At 66.2% G+C, this 13,406-nt stretch carries 9 protein-coding genes; 4 read left to right on the top strand and 5 right to left on the bottom strand.

Annotated features, from left to right (window positions below; all coding sequences use genetic code 11):
- Positions 1-51: 51 nt before the first annotated feature.
- The gene (locus WBP07_RS26315) at positions 52-1,152 is read left to right on the top strand and encodes a LacI family DNA-binding transcriptional regulator (RefSeq protein ID WP_395398032.1); all 1,101 of its coding nucleotides are present in this window, start codon (positions 52-54) and stop codon (positions 1,150-1,152) included.
- A gap of 19 nt (positions 1,153-1,171) precedes the next feature.
- Here WBP07_RS26315 and WBP07_RS26310 read toward each other — a convergent pair whose 3' ends face one another.
- Genes WBP07_RS26310 through WBP07_RS26290 form a run of 5 tightly spaced genes read right to left on the bottom strand, consistent with a single transcriptional unit; the run spans position 1,172 to position 6,285 of the window.
- Positions 1,172-2,020: an aldose 1-epimerase gene (locus tag WBP07_RS26310; protein ID WP_395398031.1), complete on the bottom strand. Its 849-nt coding sequence runs from the start codon at positions 2,018-2,020 to the stop codon at positions 1,172-1,174.
- Positions 2,017-3,420, bottom strand: coding sequence for a sugar porter family MFS transporter (locus tag WBP07_RS26305; RefSeq protein WP_395398030.1), 1,404 nt, complete (start codon positions 3,418-3,420; stop codon positions 2,017-2,019). The genes WBP07_RS26310 and WBP07_RS26305 overlap by 4 nt, the downstream gene beginning before the upstream one ends.
- 59 nt (positions 3,421-3,479) lie before the next feature.
- The gene (locus tag WBP07_RS26300) at positions 3,480-4,355 is read right to left on the bottom strand and encodes an SMP-30/gluconolactonase/LRE family protein (protein ID WP_395398029.1); all 876 of its coding nucleotides are present in this window, start codon (positions 4,353-4,355) and stop codon (positions 3,480-3,482) included.
- A gap of 2 nt (positions 4,356-4,357) precedes the next feature.
- Positions 4,358-5,164 (bottom strand): SDR family NAD(P)-dependent oxidoreductase, encoded by an 807-nt coding sequence (locus WBP07_RS26295; protein ID WP_395398028.1) that lies wholly within the window; start codon positions 5,162-5,164, stop codon positions 4,358-4,360.
- Complete coding sequence (locus tag WBP07_RS26290) at positions 5,161-6,285, bottom strand: fumarylacetoacetate hydrolase family protein (protein ID WP_395398027.1); 1,125 nt, start codon at positions 6,283-6,285, stop codon at positions 5,161-5,163. Before WBP07_RS26290 ends, WBP07_RS26295 begins: the two co-directional genes overlap by 4 nt.
- Positions 6,286-6,442: 157 nt before the next feature.
- On the opposite strand from WBP07_RS26290, the gene WBP07_RS26285 reads away from it, so the two are divergent.
- The 3 genes from WBP07_RS26285 to WBP07_RS26275 are packed head-to-tail and all read left to right on the top strand — an operon-like array spanning position 6,443 to position 13,300.
- A complete protein-coding gene (locus WBP07_RS26285; protein ID WP_395398026.1) occupies positions 6,443-8,704 on the top strand; it encodes a WD40/YVTN/BNR-like repeat-containing protein in 2,262 nt (753 codons plus the stop codon).
- Positions 8,701-10,338: a DUF5597 domain-containing protein gene (locus WBP07_RS26280; RefSeq protein WP_395398025.1), complete on the top strand. Its 1,638-nt coding sequence runs from the start codon at positions 8,701-8,703 to the stop codon at positions 10,336-10,338. Before WBP07_RS26285 ends, WBP07_RS26280 begins: the two co-directional genes overlap by 4 nt.
- 37 nt (positions 10,339-10,375) lie before the next feature.
- Complete coding sequence (locus WBP07_RS26275) at positions 10,376-13,300, top strand: TIM-barrel domain-containing protein (RefSeq protein ID WP_395398024.1); 2,925 nt, start codon at positions 10,376-10,378, stop codon at positions 13,298-13,300.
- The last annotated feature ends 106 nt before the right edge of the window (positions 13,301-13,406 follow it).

Here is a 13,406-nt window from a genome sequence, read left to right as displayed (position 1 = left end):
TGTGCACAACCATGCGCTTTCCACCATCCGCAGAAATGCTAGAGAAACACCATGTCCGACAGTGAGCGCAAACGCCGCAGCGCGAAATCCCGGCAGACCGGGGCCCCGACCATTGCCGATGTGGCCGCGCTTGCGGGGGTGTCGATGATGACCGTGTCGCGGGTGATCAATTCCGAACCCAAGGTGCGCCAGACCACGCGCGATGCCGTGAACGCGGCGATCGCCCAGCTGAATTATGCGCCCAACCGCGCCGCGCGCAGCCTGGCCGGGGCATCGCAGCTGCGGCTGGGGCTGCTCTATTCGAACCCGTCGGAAGCCTTTCTCAGCGCCTTCATCGTCGGCAGTCTGGAGGAAGCCGGGCGGTCGGACGTGCAGATCATCGTCCAGAAAGTGGAGGACGGAGAGGATCTGGGCCTCGCTGCCGAACGCATGGTGGCGGGCGGCATCCACGGCGTGATCTTGCCGCCGCCGCTGAACGAGGCGAGCGAGGTGCTTGCCATCCTGCGCAAGGCGGACATGCCGACCGTGGCCGTGAGCACGGCGACCCCGCACGAAGGGATCGCCACGATCATGATCGACGACCGCAGCGCCGCACGCGAATTGACGGCGCATCTGATCGATCTGGGACATCGCCGCATCGGCTTCATCGCCGGCCATCCCGACCTTTCGGCCAGCGGCGCGCGGCGCGAAGGCTATCGCGAGGCGCTGGAAGAAGCGGGCATCGCTTTCGACGAGGCGCTGGTGGCGCAGGGCTACTTTACCTACCGCTCCGGCCTCGACGCGGCGGAAGAACTGCTTTCGCTGGAGGATCAGCCCTCGGCGATCTTCGCCAGCAACGACGACATGGCCGCCGCCACCGTCGCCATTGCGCATCGGCGCGGGCTGGACGTGCCGGGCGACCTGACCGTCTGCGGGTTCGACGACGTGGCACTGGCGACGACGATCTGGCCCGAACTGACGACGATCCATCAGCCGATCGTGGAGATGAGCCGCCGCGCGGTGGAACTGCTCGTCACCCTGCTGCGCAACAAGCGCAAGGCCGAGATCGGCGAGCAGCGGATCGAGATCGAATACAGGCTGGTGCGCCGCCAGTCCGATGCCGCGCCGCGCCGCCGGCCGGTGCTGCGCCCGCCGGTTCCCAACGGGAACTGACGGGCGGGAAGCGGGGCCGTCAGGCGTTGCGGATGCGCATCGTCACGGTAAGCGTTTCGCCCGGCGCCAATGGGGCAGGGGCCTCGCGGTTGACCGCGTCGGGCATCGTGCTCTGTGGTTCCGCGCAGAAGAAGTCCCGCTCCGGCGGCACATAGAAGTGCAGGAACGGCGTGCCGTCCCCTTCGACCAGGACGTCGCCATCGCCGCGCTGAATGCGCAGCAGGCCGCTCCAGCCGACATAACAGTGGTCCACAAGGTCGGGGCGCTCCAGCCCGGCGCCTTGGCTCCAGTCGCCCAGCGAATCGGCCGTCGCGCGGACGGTCGGCAGCATGTCAGCATCGGCCAGCCACACGGCCTTGGCAGTAAAGGCCACGCCGGTCACGCCTTCACGCGTGAACCAGGGATGGAAGCCAAGGCCTGCCGGCATCGCCGTTGAGTCGGTGTTGGTCAGTTCCAGCCGTGCTTCCAGCCCGTCGGTACCGAGTTGGAAGTGTTGGCGCAGCGTGAAGGCCCAGGCCCAGTCCGCGCCGGCCGCATGGTGGTGGATCAGCGTCGCGAAGTCCGCCCCCTGCGTCTCCACCGACCATTCGCCCAGCCACGCGGTCCCGTGCAGGGGATGCTTCTGATCCGGTGCGTTGGGGGCGATGGCGTGGGCGGTGCCCTCCCACACGAAGCGCCCGTCCGCGATGCGGTTGGCGTAAGGGGCGAGGGGGAAGCAGGCGGAATCGAACAGCGCATCGGCGCCTTCCGACATCGGCCGCAGGATGTCCTTGCCGCGCCTGCTCAGCGCCCGCACCATGCCGCCGCGATGTGGATCGAGGCTGAGGCGCCAGTCGCCTGCGGCAAGGATCATCCCGCGATCGCTCATCCCTTCATGTCTTCCAGTTCGCGGCCGCGCGTTTCAGTCACGGTGGCGCGCACGAAGAAGAACGAGACGGCGGCGGCCAGCGCGTAGAGCACGTAGGTCACGGCAAGGCCGGGACGTTCGGCCATGCTGGGGAAGCTGACCGAGATCGCGGCGTTGGCGATCCACTGCGCGAACCCGGCAACCGCCAGTGCGGAACCACGGATCTGGTTGGGGAACATTTCACCCAGCATCACCCACATGACCGGACCCCAGCTCATGTTGAAGAACACGACATAGGCATTGGCTGCGATCAGCGCGATCAGGCCCGAATGGCCCGGCAGCGCCACGACGCCGTCGGCACCGGTGACGGCGGTGGAGAATGCCCAGGCGACAAGGCCCAGAGTGACGGTCATGCCCGCCGAACCGATCAGCAGCAGCGGCTTGCGGCCGATCTTGTCGATCAGCGCGATGGCGGCAAGGCAGGCACCGATCGACAGCGCGCCGGACAGGATGTTGATCTGAAGGGCGTTGTCCTCGGTAAAGCCAACTGCCTGCCACAGCGTCGCGCCGTAGTAGAAGACGACGTTGATGCCCACGAGCTGCTGGAACACGGCGATGCCGATGCCCACCCACAGGATCGGACGGATCTTGCCCGTGGTCTTGTCGATCAGGTCGGACAGGCGTGGGCGGTGATGGTCGGCAGCGAGCGAGGCGTTGATTTCCGCCACCTTGCGGGTGGCTTCGGCACCGCCGAACAGGCGGGTGAGCACGGCGTGCGCCTCATTCTTGCGGCCGCGCGCGACCAGGTAGCGCGGGCTTTCCGGGATCGAGAGCAGCGCGACGAGGTAGATCGCGGCGGGAATGGCCTGCAGCCAGAACATCCAGCGCCAAGCCGGGAAGCCCAGCCAGAGGTTCGCGGTCGACCCGCCGGCCCAGCGTGCGAGCACGAAGTTCGCGACGAAGGCGCCGGTAAGACCGGTGATGATCATCACCTGCTGCACGCTGGAAAGACGCCCGCGCAAGTTGGCCGGGGTCATTTCCGAAATGTAGACCGGCGAAGTGACGCTGGCCGCACCGACGCCAAGGCCGCCAATGATGCGCGCGAAAATGAAGATTTCCGAAGACCCGGCGGCACCCGCCAGCAGTGCGGAGAACAGGAACAGCACGGCGGCCAGCATCATCGTGCCGCGGCGGCCGATCAGGTCCGACAGGCGGCCGGCGATGAACGCACCGATCGAGGAACCGACCAGAATGGCGCCGACGTTGACGCCGATGCCCAGCCGGCCCAAGTCGAAGGCCGCTTCAAGGCCTTTCTGCGTGCCATTGATGACGCCCGAGTCATAGCCGAACATGAAGCCGCCGATGGTCGCCACGGCAACGACCAGCGCGATGAGGCGCTTGTTGATATCGATCCTGTCCATCAGGATATCCTTTCCCCGCGGGCCGGCCGGCTTGCATCTGCGGCCTGGCCCGAATGTTTTTAGGTGTTTGCGTTGCGAGATGGTGCGGCCGGTATCGCCGTGCGGAAGGCGAACAGATCGCCCGCAAGCGGTTGGCTGGCAAGTTGTTTTTCCGACAGTCCCTGCCGTGCGCTGGTGGCGTATGCGGTGCGACCATCGGCGCCGCCCAGCGCGATCTTGGTCACGTTGCTGACCGGGAAACGCACCTCGTCCGTCAGGCTGCCGTCGGGCGCGAAACGCCGCGCCGCGCTGCCGGCATAGAAGCCCAGCCAGACGCCGCCTTCGGCATCGCAGATCGCTCCGTCCGGATAGCCCCAGTCGGCGCGATCGCCGCTGTTGAAGTCCAGGAACAGGGTGCCCGCATCGGGCGTGCCGTCCTGCGCGACCTGATGGCGGATCACTTTGCGGGCCAGCGTATCCACGTGATAGACGATCGATCCGCAGGGCGAGATCGCCGGGCCATTGGTGATGGTGACCGGATCCAGCCCCGCCTCGCGCACCGTGCCGTTATCCAGCACGAAGACGCGGCCGGTTTCGCTTTCCTCAAGGTTGTCCATCGTGCCGAACCAGATGCGGCCCTCGGCATCGATGGCGGCATCGTTCAGGCGGTTGTCGGGCAGGTCGGCCTGGATATGGGCGATCAGCTCAAACGTGCCGGTTTCGGGCAGAAAACGGTGCGGGCCGCTCTTGAGGCCGGCGATCAGCCCGCCCTCTGCGGAGGGCAGCACCCAGCCGACGTGCTCCGGCGCGGCCCAGCTGGCCAGATCGCGCGTTTCCGGATCGAAACGGAACACGGTGTTGCGCTTGATATCGACGAACCACAGCGCGTCGCCGATCCAGATCGGCCCTTCGCCCAGCTCCGCGCCGACCGAGAGGAGATGCTCAGCCTGCGCCATGCTCAGCGCCACCCGGCGTCGACGAAATAGTCGTGGCCGGTGCACATGCGCGCGCCGTCGGAGCTGAGGAACAGCACCAGCGCGGCGACGTCCTGCGGCACGATGCGGCCCGGCAGGCACTGCGCGGCCACGATCTCGGCCTCACCCTCGGGTGTGTACCACTTTTCCTGGCGCGGGGTTTTCACATTGCCGGGAACGATGGTGTTGACGCGGATGTTGTCGCCGCCCAGATCGCGCGCAAGGCTGCGGGTCAGGCCGGAAATCGCCGCCTTGGTGGTCTGGTAGAGCACCAGATCGGGCAGCGCGAGATGCCAGGAGATCGAACCGAAGTTCACGATCACGCCGCCGCCGGCCGCGCGCATCGCGGGTGCCACGGCCTGTGCGGCGAAGAACAGGTGGCGCAGATTGACGTTCATGCGCTCTTCCCAGAACGCCGGCGTCACGTCCTCGATCTGGTGGCGATCGTCGTTGGCGGCATTGTTGACCAGCACGTCGATGCCGCCCAGTTCGGCGACGATCGCCGGGATCGCGGTGCGCACAGCCTCGACGTCGACAAGGTCGAGCCGGCGATAGATCGGTGCATGGCGCGCGCCCTGCGACAGGCGGGCGGCCAGTTCCTCACCCTCGGCATCCTGGATATCGACGAAGACGACTTGCGCGCCCTGCGCCACGAAGCCTTCGACCAGGCCTGCACCGATGCCGGTGGCGCCGCCGGTGATGATCACGCGGCGGTCCTGCAGGTCGGGATAGACGGCGCTCAGCGCGCCGGGAGAAGTCTGAGTGAGCATGGTGTTATGATTGTCCGTCATGCCGCCAGCAGGCCGCGGCGCGCCAGATTGGAGAAGAGTTCGCCGATGCCGAAGGTCCACGCGGGCGCATCGGCCGAGGTGGTGACCGGGTTGGCCAGCGTGCCCAGTTTTGCGCTGGAGATGGTGACCACGTCGCCCACCTTGTGCGTGAAGCCGCGGCCGGGTTCGTCGCGATCCTGCGTGGGGGCGAAAAGCGTACCGCAGAACAGCGCGAAGCCGTCCGGATACTGGTGTTCGCTCATGGTCTGGCGCAGCAGATCCTCGGGATCGCGGCTGATTTCGCGCATGGTGCTGTGGCCTTCGAGGACATAGCCGTCCTCGCCCACGATGGTCATGGCCACGTCCGCGGTGCGCACGTCTTCCATGGTGAAGCCGTCGTCGAACAGACGGATAAACGGGCCGAGCGAGCACGAGGCGTTGTTGTCCTTCGCCTTGCCCAGCAGCAGGGCCGAGCGGCCTTCGAAATCGCGCAAGTTGACGTCGTTGCCCAAGGTGGCGCCGGCGGCCTTGCCGTTCGGGCCGGCGATGATCACCACTTCGGGTTCGGGATTGTTCCAGCCGGAGTCCGAACGCACGCCGACCGGCGCTTCGTGGCCCACCGAGGCGAGGACGGGGCACTTGGTGAAGACTTCGGCGTCGGGGCCGATCGCCACTTCAAGATACTGCGACCACATGCCCTCGTCGATCAGGGTCTGCTTGAGAGCATCGGCCTCGGCCGATCCGGGCACGGTGGAGCGCACCGATCCGCCCAGCACGGCCTCGATCCTGCCGCGGATTTCGGCCGCTGCCGTATGGTCGCCGCGCGCGCGTTCCTCGATCACGCGTTCCAGTGCGGAGACGGCGAAAGTCACGCCGCAGGCCTTCACGCACTGAAGGTCCACCGGGCTGAGCAGAGTGGCCGATTCCAGCACCTCGATGCCGCCCAGAAGCTCGCCGCCCGAACGCACATCGGCGGCGATCAGCGCTGCCGTGGTGGGGGCGACGCGGGCCATGTCGAAGACCTGGCCATCGCGAATCAGAATGGGAGTAGGACCCTCGGCAGTCTCGATACGCCCCAGGAAAATTCCCTCACGCCAGTCTTGGGGCAGGCCGCGATCAACGACCGAACTATTTTTTGTCACCGCTATTCCTCTCCAGGTGTGTTAGCGTTATCTACGACGGGCAGCGCAACGTCAAGACGGGTCACGGAACCCGTCGTCCGCTGGTTCGGAACGAGAGGAAAGAGGGGCGGCCGTGGGCATCGGCGGGATGAAAAGAGCGCCAGTAGTTGCGCTCACAATGGCGATTGCGACAGGCGCGATCGCCGCCTTTGGCGTGCCTGCCTTTGCCGACCAGGCTGCTCTTCCGTCCTCACCGGTCTCATACGACTGGCGCAGCGTGCGCGTGGGCGGGGGCGGCTTCACGCCGGGGATCGTCTTCAGCCCGGTGGAGCGGGGCTTAGCCTGGCTGCGCAGCGACATGGGCGGCGCCTATCGCTGGGATGCGCGCGCTGGGACTTGGATTCCGCTTCAGGACGGTGTCGCCGAAGGCAGCTTCATGGGGATCGAGAGCATCGCCGCCGATCCGGTGGATGCAGGTACGGTCTACCTCGCCGCCGGCATGCACTGGTCCGCGCCCGCCGCGATTTTCCGCTCCACCGACTATGGTCGCAACTGGCAGGTCACCCGCGTGCCTTTCGCGATGGGCGGCAACGAGAACGGACGCGGGCTGGGCGAGCGATTGGCTATCGATCCTTTCGCGCATGACCGCCTGCTGTTCGGATCGCGCCATCAGGGGCTTTGGGCCAGCGACGACGCCGGTGCCAACTGGCGCAAGCTGGATGCCTTTCCGCTTGCCGGGTTGGGCCTGCCGACCAATCGGCGCGAGACGCATGGCGGGCTTTCTTTCGTCGTGTTCGATGCCAAGGCGCGTGGCCGGATCTTCGTGGGCAGCGCCGATCCGGGTGCGCAGCATCTGTTCCGCTCGGACGACAGTGGCAGGACGTGGCGCGCAGTGGCCGGAGGGCCGGCAGCCGACTTGCTGCCGGTGAAAGCCGTTATCGGCGGCGATGGCGTGCTGACGATCACCTACTGCGACGGGATCGGCCCCAACGGCATCACGCGCGGCGAAGTCTGGCGCTTCGATCCGGCGCGCGGGTCTTGGCGCGACGTGACGCCGATCAAGGGCCCGGATACGCCCGTTGGTGGCTACATGGGCGTTGCGGTGGCCGCGTCCGACCCGCAGACCATCGCCGTGAGCACGGTGGACCGGGGCAAGCCGGTCGATACCGTGTGGCTTAGCCATGATGGCGGCGCGCATTGGGACGAATTGTGGAAGCGCTCGACCCGCGAGGTGTCGGCAACGCCGTTCCTCGATTTCGGCGCCAAGGCAAACTTCGGGCACTGGATCGCGGGCCTTGCGATCGATCCGTTCGATGCCAACCACGCCGCCTATGTGACGGGCGCGACGGTCTACGGCACCGACGAATTGCAGAAGCCGGGCACGATGACATGGGCACCGTGGACGCGGGGGATCGAGCAGACCGCGATCATTACTTTCGTCAGCCCCACTGGCGGCGCGCATCTGGTTTCGGGCTTCGGCGACATTGGCGGTTTCCGGCACGACGACTTTGCCGTCTCGCCCGCCAGCCAGCACGTCAACCCGTTCCTGTCGAACACCAATACGCTGGATTTCGGCGGCCGTGCGCCGCTGGTGATGGTGCGCAGCGGCAATACGCATGCGCGCGTGGTGCCCGATACGTCGCTGGCATGGTCGGCTGATGGCGGCGCTACATGGGCGCCGCTGCACGTGCCGCAGGGGACGCCGCACGCCGACGGTAGCCCGCTGCCGGAAGAGACGGGCAATGCGGCGATCACTGTCTCGGCCGACGGCGGAACTTTCCTGATCGAGACCGACCAGCCCCGGATCACCCGCGATCGCGGCGCGACGTGGCAGGTGGTTACGGGCCTGCAAACCCGCGTCCGGGTCACGGCCGACAAGCAGGACGCGCGCCGCTTCTACGCCATCGATTTTGCGAACAACCGCGTGGTCCGCAGCGACGACGGCGGCGCCCGGTTCCACGCAGTCGCAGGTAAGGGTCTGCCGGTGGACCTTTCCGCCGCGCGAAACGACAACCGAGAGGCGCCCGCGCCGATCCTGGCCGATCCCAACCGGGCGGGTGCGCTCTGGCTCAATTTGGGCGGCGCGCTCTATCGCTCGACCGACTTTGGTGAGACGTGGGTGCGCACTGGACAGCACTCTGGGCAGCCTATCGCCATCGAGCGCTATGGCCTTGGCAAAGCCGCGCCGGGCCGCGATGTGGCGGCGCTCTACGCGCTGGGCGCGGTCGGTGGGCTGCGGGCGATCTGGCGCTCCATCGACGGCGGCGCGACATGGCAGCGGATCAATGACGAGGCCCACCAGTGGGGCCTGCGCATCCGGGTGATTTCCGGCGACCCGCGCCAGTTCGGGCGCATCTACATTGGCACCGATGGCCGGGGCATCGTCTATGGCGACCCGAAAGTACGGCCAGCCCATAAAACCGGGGACGGGACAGAATGAAAAGCAAAGACTTCATCGCATCGCTCATGCTGGCGGTCGCCATCGGCGTGGCCGCGCCGGCGCATGCGCAAGATGCGGCGACGCAAGTACCCCGCCTGGAAAGCCGCGATGGCCGTCACACGCTGATCGTCGATGGCAAGCCCTTCCTGATGCTGGGCGCGCAGGCGAACAATTCCAGCAATTATGCCGGATCGCTTGATGCCGTGTGGCCGGTGCTGGATGCGATCCACGCGAACACGCTGGAAATCCCGGTCGCCTGGGAACAGGTGGAGCCGGTCGAGGGCAAGTTCGACTTCACGTACCTTCAGACCCTGCTCGATGCCGCGCGCGCGCATGACAAGCGCGTGGTGCTGCTGTGGTTCGGCACCTGGAAGAACACCAGCCCCAGCTACACCCCGTCGTGGGTGAAGCTGGACAACAAGCGCTTTCCGCGCATGAAGGCGCCGGACGGTTCGGACCACTATGTGCTCAGCCCGCTGTCGCAGAACACGCTTGCCGCAGATCGGCGCGCTTTCGTGAAGGTGATGGAATACCTGCGCGATCATGACCGGCAGAACACCGTGATCATGGTCCAGCCGGAGAATGAGACCGGATCCTACCGCGTGCCGCGCGATTTCTCGGCCGAAGCCAATGCCCTGTTCGCAAAGCCGATTCCGGCGGCGCTCGCCAAGAAGATCGGCAAGTCCGGCACTTGGGAAGCGGCCTTCGGCAAGCAGGCACCGCGCGCGTTCAACACCTGGTACGTCGCCCAGTTCGTCGATGCGCTGGCGCAGGCGGGCAAGGCGGTGAAGCCGCTGCCGATGTACGTCAACGCCTCGCTCGCCGGGCCGTCCAACGTGCCCGATCCCACCGGCGTCGCCAGCGGCGGCCCGCAGTGGGACGTGCTGGACATCTGGAAGGCCGGCGCCCCCGCGATCGACTTCGCCGCGCCCGATATCTACGACCGCAACAGCGCCAACGTGATCCAGTACCTCGACAAGTATACCCGTCCCGACAATGCACTGATGGTGCCGGAAATCGGCAACGCGAAGGAATTCGCGCGCTTCTTCTGGGCCACCATCGGGCGCGGCGGCATCGGTTTCGCGCCGTTCGGCATGGATGACACGGGCTATTTCAACTATCCGCTGGGCGCGACAGCGTTGGACAAGGAAACGCTGGCCGCTTTCGCGCTGCCCTATGGCACGCTGGCGCCGATCGCCAGCGACTGGGCCCGGATCGCCGCGTCGCGTCCGACCTGGGGCACTGCCAAGCCGGACGACAATGCGCCCCGCGAAACGGTGATGGGCAAGTGGAAGATCTCCGCCGACTGGGGCCAGTGGCAGTTCGGCCAGAAGGACTGGACCTGGATCCCCACCAAACCCGCACCCTGGGCCGACCAGCCGGTGGGCGGCATGGCCGTGGCTCAGCTTTCGGACACCGAATACCTGATCATGGGCGATCACGTGCGCGTGAACTTCTCCCCCGCGAAGGGCGAGAGCAACGGCGTGATCGTCGCGGTGGAGGAAGGCACGTTCAGGGACGGCAAGTGGGTGACCACGCGCGTCTGGAACGGGGACCAGACCGACTACGGCATCAACCTTATCGACCGGCCGCAGGTGATCAAGGTCACCACCGGCTTCTATTCTTCCAAGTAAACGCAAGTAACCGCCGAAGGCGGCAGAGGATCACGACATGAAGCAATTCACGATGGCAACGCTGTTGGCGGGCTCCGCCCTGTCGCTGGTGCCGGTAGCCGCGCTGGTGCCGGCAGTCGCGCTGGCCGCCGAAGCGGGCGTGGAGAACATTCCCGGCGGCGTGGCGGTCACCCCGCAAAGCGGTCCTTCCGATCGCGTGGAAGTGACCCTGCATGGTGACGGCATCTTCCACGTCGTCGCCCATGCGCGCGGGATGCAGGCCCCGGCGGCCAGCGGTAGCCTGATGGCGCCGAACCCGCCGGCTGCCGGCCAGTACACCGTAAGCCAGAATGCCGGCCACGTTACCGTGAAGGCCGCGAAGGCCACCGCCGATATCGATCTTGCCAGCGGGCAGGTGCGTTTCCTGGATGCGGCGGGCAAGGAACTGCTGGGGGAATCGGCGGCCACCGTCTTCACTCAGACCAAGGCGGACGGCACCCCCTACGTCACCGTTTCGCAGCAGTTCAACCGCGGCACCAGCGAAGGTCTCTACGGCCTTGGCCAGCACCAGCAGGCGGTGATGGATTACAATGGCGAGGACGTCGAACTCGCCCAGCACAACATGGATATCGGCGTGCCCTTCCTTGTTTCCAGCAAGGGCTACGGCCTGCTCTGGGATAACGAGAGCATCACTCGCTTCGGCAACCCCGCCGCCTACACCCTGGTGGGCGACGCATCGGCTCCCGGCGGCGGCATGAAGGTGACGAGCGGCGGCAAGCCGGGCTTCTCCGCCAAGTACTACCTGGACGACAAGCTGGCGGTCGCGCGCCAGGAAGCCACGGTAGACTACCAGTTCCTGGACGATCAGGCGAAGTGGCCCGAAGCTGGCAAGGCTAAGACCGTCGCGTCGGAGCAGGGCCAGAACACTGCCGGTAACGCCGTGCAGACGCAAAAAGTGGTGTGGGAGGGCGACCTCCAGCCCGACAAGACCGGCACGCACAAGTTCCAGCTCTACGGTTCCAGCTACTACAAGGTCTACGTCGACGGTGAGTTGAAGCTCGATCGCTGGCGCCAGAACTGGAACCCCTGGTACGCCAATTTCGAAGTGCCGATGACGGCGGGCAAGCCCGCGCACATCCGCATCGAATGGGATCCCAATGCGGGCTACATGGCGCTGCTCCACAACGATCCGCTGCCCGAGGCCGACCGCCATTCGGTATGGTTCACCAGCGAAGTCGCGCGTGACAAGGATTACTGGTTCATCGCGGGCGGCGATATGGACGGCGCGATCGCCGGCTATCGCCAGCTGACCGGCAAGTCGGAAATGATGCCCAAATGGGTCTACGGCTTCTGGCAGTCGCGCCAGCGCTACGACACCGCGAAGGAACTGACCGGCGTTGTGGAGCAGTACCGCAAGCTTCAGTACCCGCTCGACAATATCGTGCTGGACTGGCGCTACTGGACGGACGATTCCTGGGGTAGCCACAAGTTCGACCCCAGCCGCTTCCCCGATCCCGCCGCGATGGTGAGCGCGGTGCACGGCGATCATGCCAACATCATGATCTCGGTCTGGCCGAAGTTCTATCCGACCACGGATACCTTCAAGGAACTGGATGCGGCCGGTGCGATCTACCACGGCAACTTGCGGCAGGGTAACAAGGACTGGGTCGGCCCGGGCTTCGCCAACACCTTCTATGATCCGTACTCGGCCAAGGGTCGCGAGATCTTCTGGCGCCAGGTGGAAGACCGCATCGCCAAGTTCGGCTTCGACGCCTGGTGGGCGGACGCCAGCGAGCCCGACATGCATTCGAACCTGTCGATCGAGAAGCGCATCGATACGATGGGCCCCACGGCGATGGGTCCGGCCTCGGAGTTCTTCAACTCCTATCCGCTGATGAACGCGCGTTCGTTCTTCGAAGGCTGGCGCGGCTTCAAGCCGGACGTGCGCCCGTTCCTGCTGACGCGTTCGGGCTTCGGCGGCCTCCAGCGTTACGGCGCGGCAGTCTGGTCGGGCGACGTGGCGACGCGCTGGTACGATCTGCACGCGCAGATCTCTGCCGGCGTGAACACCGGCATGTCGGGCCTGGCCAACTGGACGCACGACATCGGCGGCTTCTCGGTCGAACCGCGCTATGCGGCGGAAAAGCCCAAGGCGGCGGACCTCGACGAATGGCGCGAACTGAACTTGCGCTGGTTCCAGTTCGGCGCGTTCAGCCCGCTGTTCCGCAGCCATGGCGAGCAGCCCTGGCGCGAGATCTACGAAATCTCGCCCGAAGGTTCGCCAATGCGCGCATCGATGGTGTGGTATGACGAGCTTCGCTACCGCTTGATGCCCTACATCTACACCTTGGGCGCGGACACGTACCAGAAGGACGGGTCGATCATGCGCGGACTCGTCATGGACTTCCCGGAGGACGCGAAGGCCCGCAAGGCCAATGACCAGTTCCTGTTCGGCAAGGCCTTCCTGGTCGCTCCGGTCACCACCTATCAGGCGCGCGAGCGGGATGTCTACTTCCCCGGCACCGGCGTGACCTGGTACGAATTCGGCACTGGCAAGACCTATCAGGGCGGCTCCAGCGCCACCATCTCGGCCCCGGCCGAGCGCATGCCGCTGTTCGTCCGTGCCGGCTCCATCGTGCCGATGGGCCCGGTGATGCAGTACACCGACGAGAAGCCCGACGCGCCGATTACGCTAGTGATCTACACCGGCGCCAATGGTGCCTTCTCGGTCTACAACGACGATGGCCGCTCGGAACAGTACCGCGACGGCGCGTGGGAACGCATGCCGGTGAGCTATGACGATGCCAGCGGCACCGTCACCATCGGCGCGCGTGAGGGTAAGGGCTATGCCGGCATGCCGCAGAACCGCACGGTTCGCGTCAAGTGGATCGCCCCGGGCCAGAGCGTAGCCGAAGCCACCACGTTCGACGCCGAAGTGCGCTGGACCGGCAAGGCGCTGCAAGTGAAGCGCCCCAAGCGCTGAGCATGAACGGTGCGGCCCCGTCTTTGAAGGCGGGGCCGCACCGACACTTTACCTGCCCGCCGCGCAAGGTGGTGGCGGTTTCCGGAAAGAGGATATCACGATGACT

It is taken from the genome of Novosphingobium oxfordense, assembly GCF_044029435.1.
In the GTDB taxonomy this organism is placed as follows: domain Bacteria; phylum Pseudomonadota; class Alphaproteobacteria; order Sphingomonadales; family Sphingomonadaceae; genus Novosphingobium.
Note: the sequence above shows the minus strand (reverse complement) of the source record. Positions and strands in the feature narration are given on the sequence as shown.

Bases quoted from the DNA above. Each gene is read 5' to 3' on its own strand.
- WBP07_RS26285 (WP_395398026.1), top strand. From the start codon at position 6,443: ATGGCGATTGCGACAGGCGCGATCGCCGCCTTTGGCGTGCCTGCCTTT.
- WBP07_RS26275 (WP_395398024.1), top strand. From the start codon at position 10,376: ATGAAGCAATTCACGATGGCAACGCTGTTGGCGGGCTCCGCCCTGTCG.
- WBP07_RS26280 (WP_395398025.1), top strand. From the start codon at position 8,701: ATGAAAAGCAAAGACTTCATCGCATCGCTCATGCTGGCGGTCGCCATC.
- WBP07_RS26295 (WP_395398028.1), bottom strand. From the start codon at position 5,164: ATGACGGACAATCATAACACCATGCTCACTCAGACTTCTCCCGGCGCG.
- WBP07_RS26305 (WP_395398030.1), bottom strand. From the start codon at position 3,420: ATGGACAGGATCGATATCAACAAGCGCCTCATCGCGCTGGTCGTTGCC.
- WBP07_RS26310 (WP_395398031.1), bottom strand. From the start codon at position 2,020: ATGAGCGATCGCGGGATGATCCTTGCCGCAGGCGACTGGCGCCTCAGC.
- WBP07_RS26315 (WP_395398032.1), top strand. From the start codon at position 52: ATGTCCGACAGTGAGCGCAAACGCCGCAGCGCGAAATCCCGGCAGACC.
- WBP07_RS26300 (WP_395398029.1), bottom strand. From the start codon at position 4,355: ATGGCGCAGGCTGAGCATCTCCTCTCGGTCGGCGCGGAGCTGGGCGAA.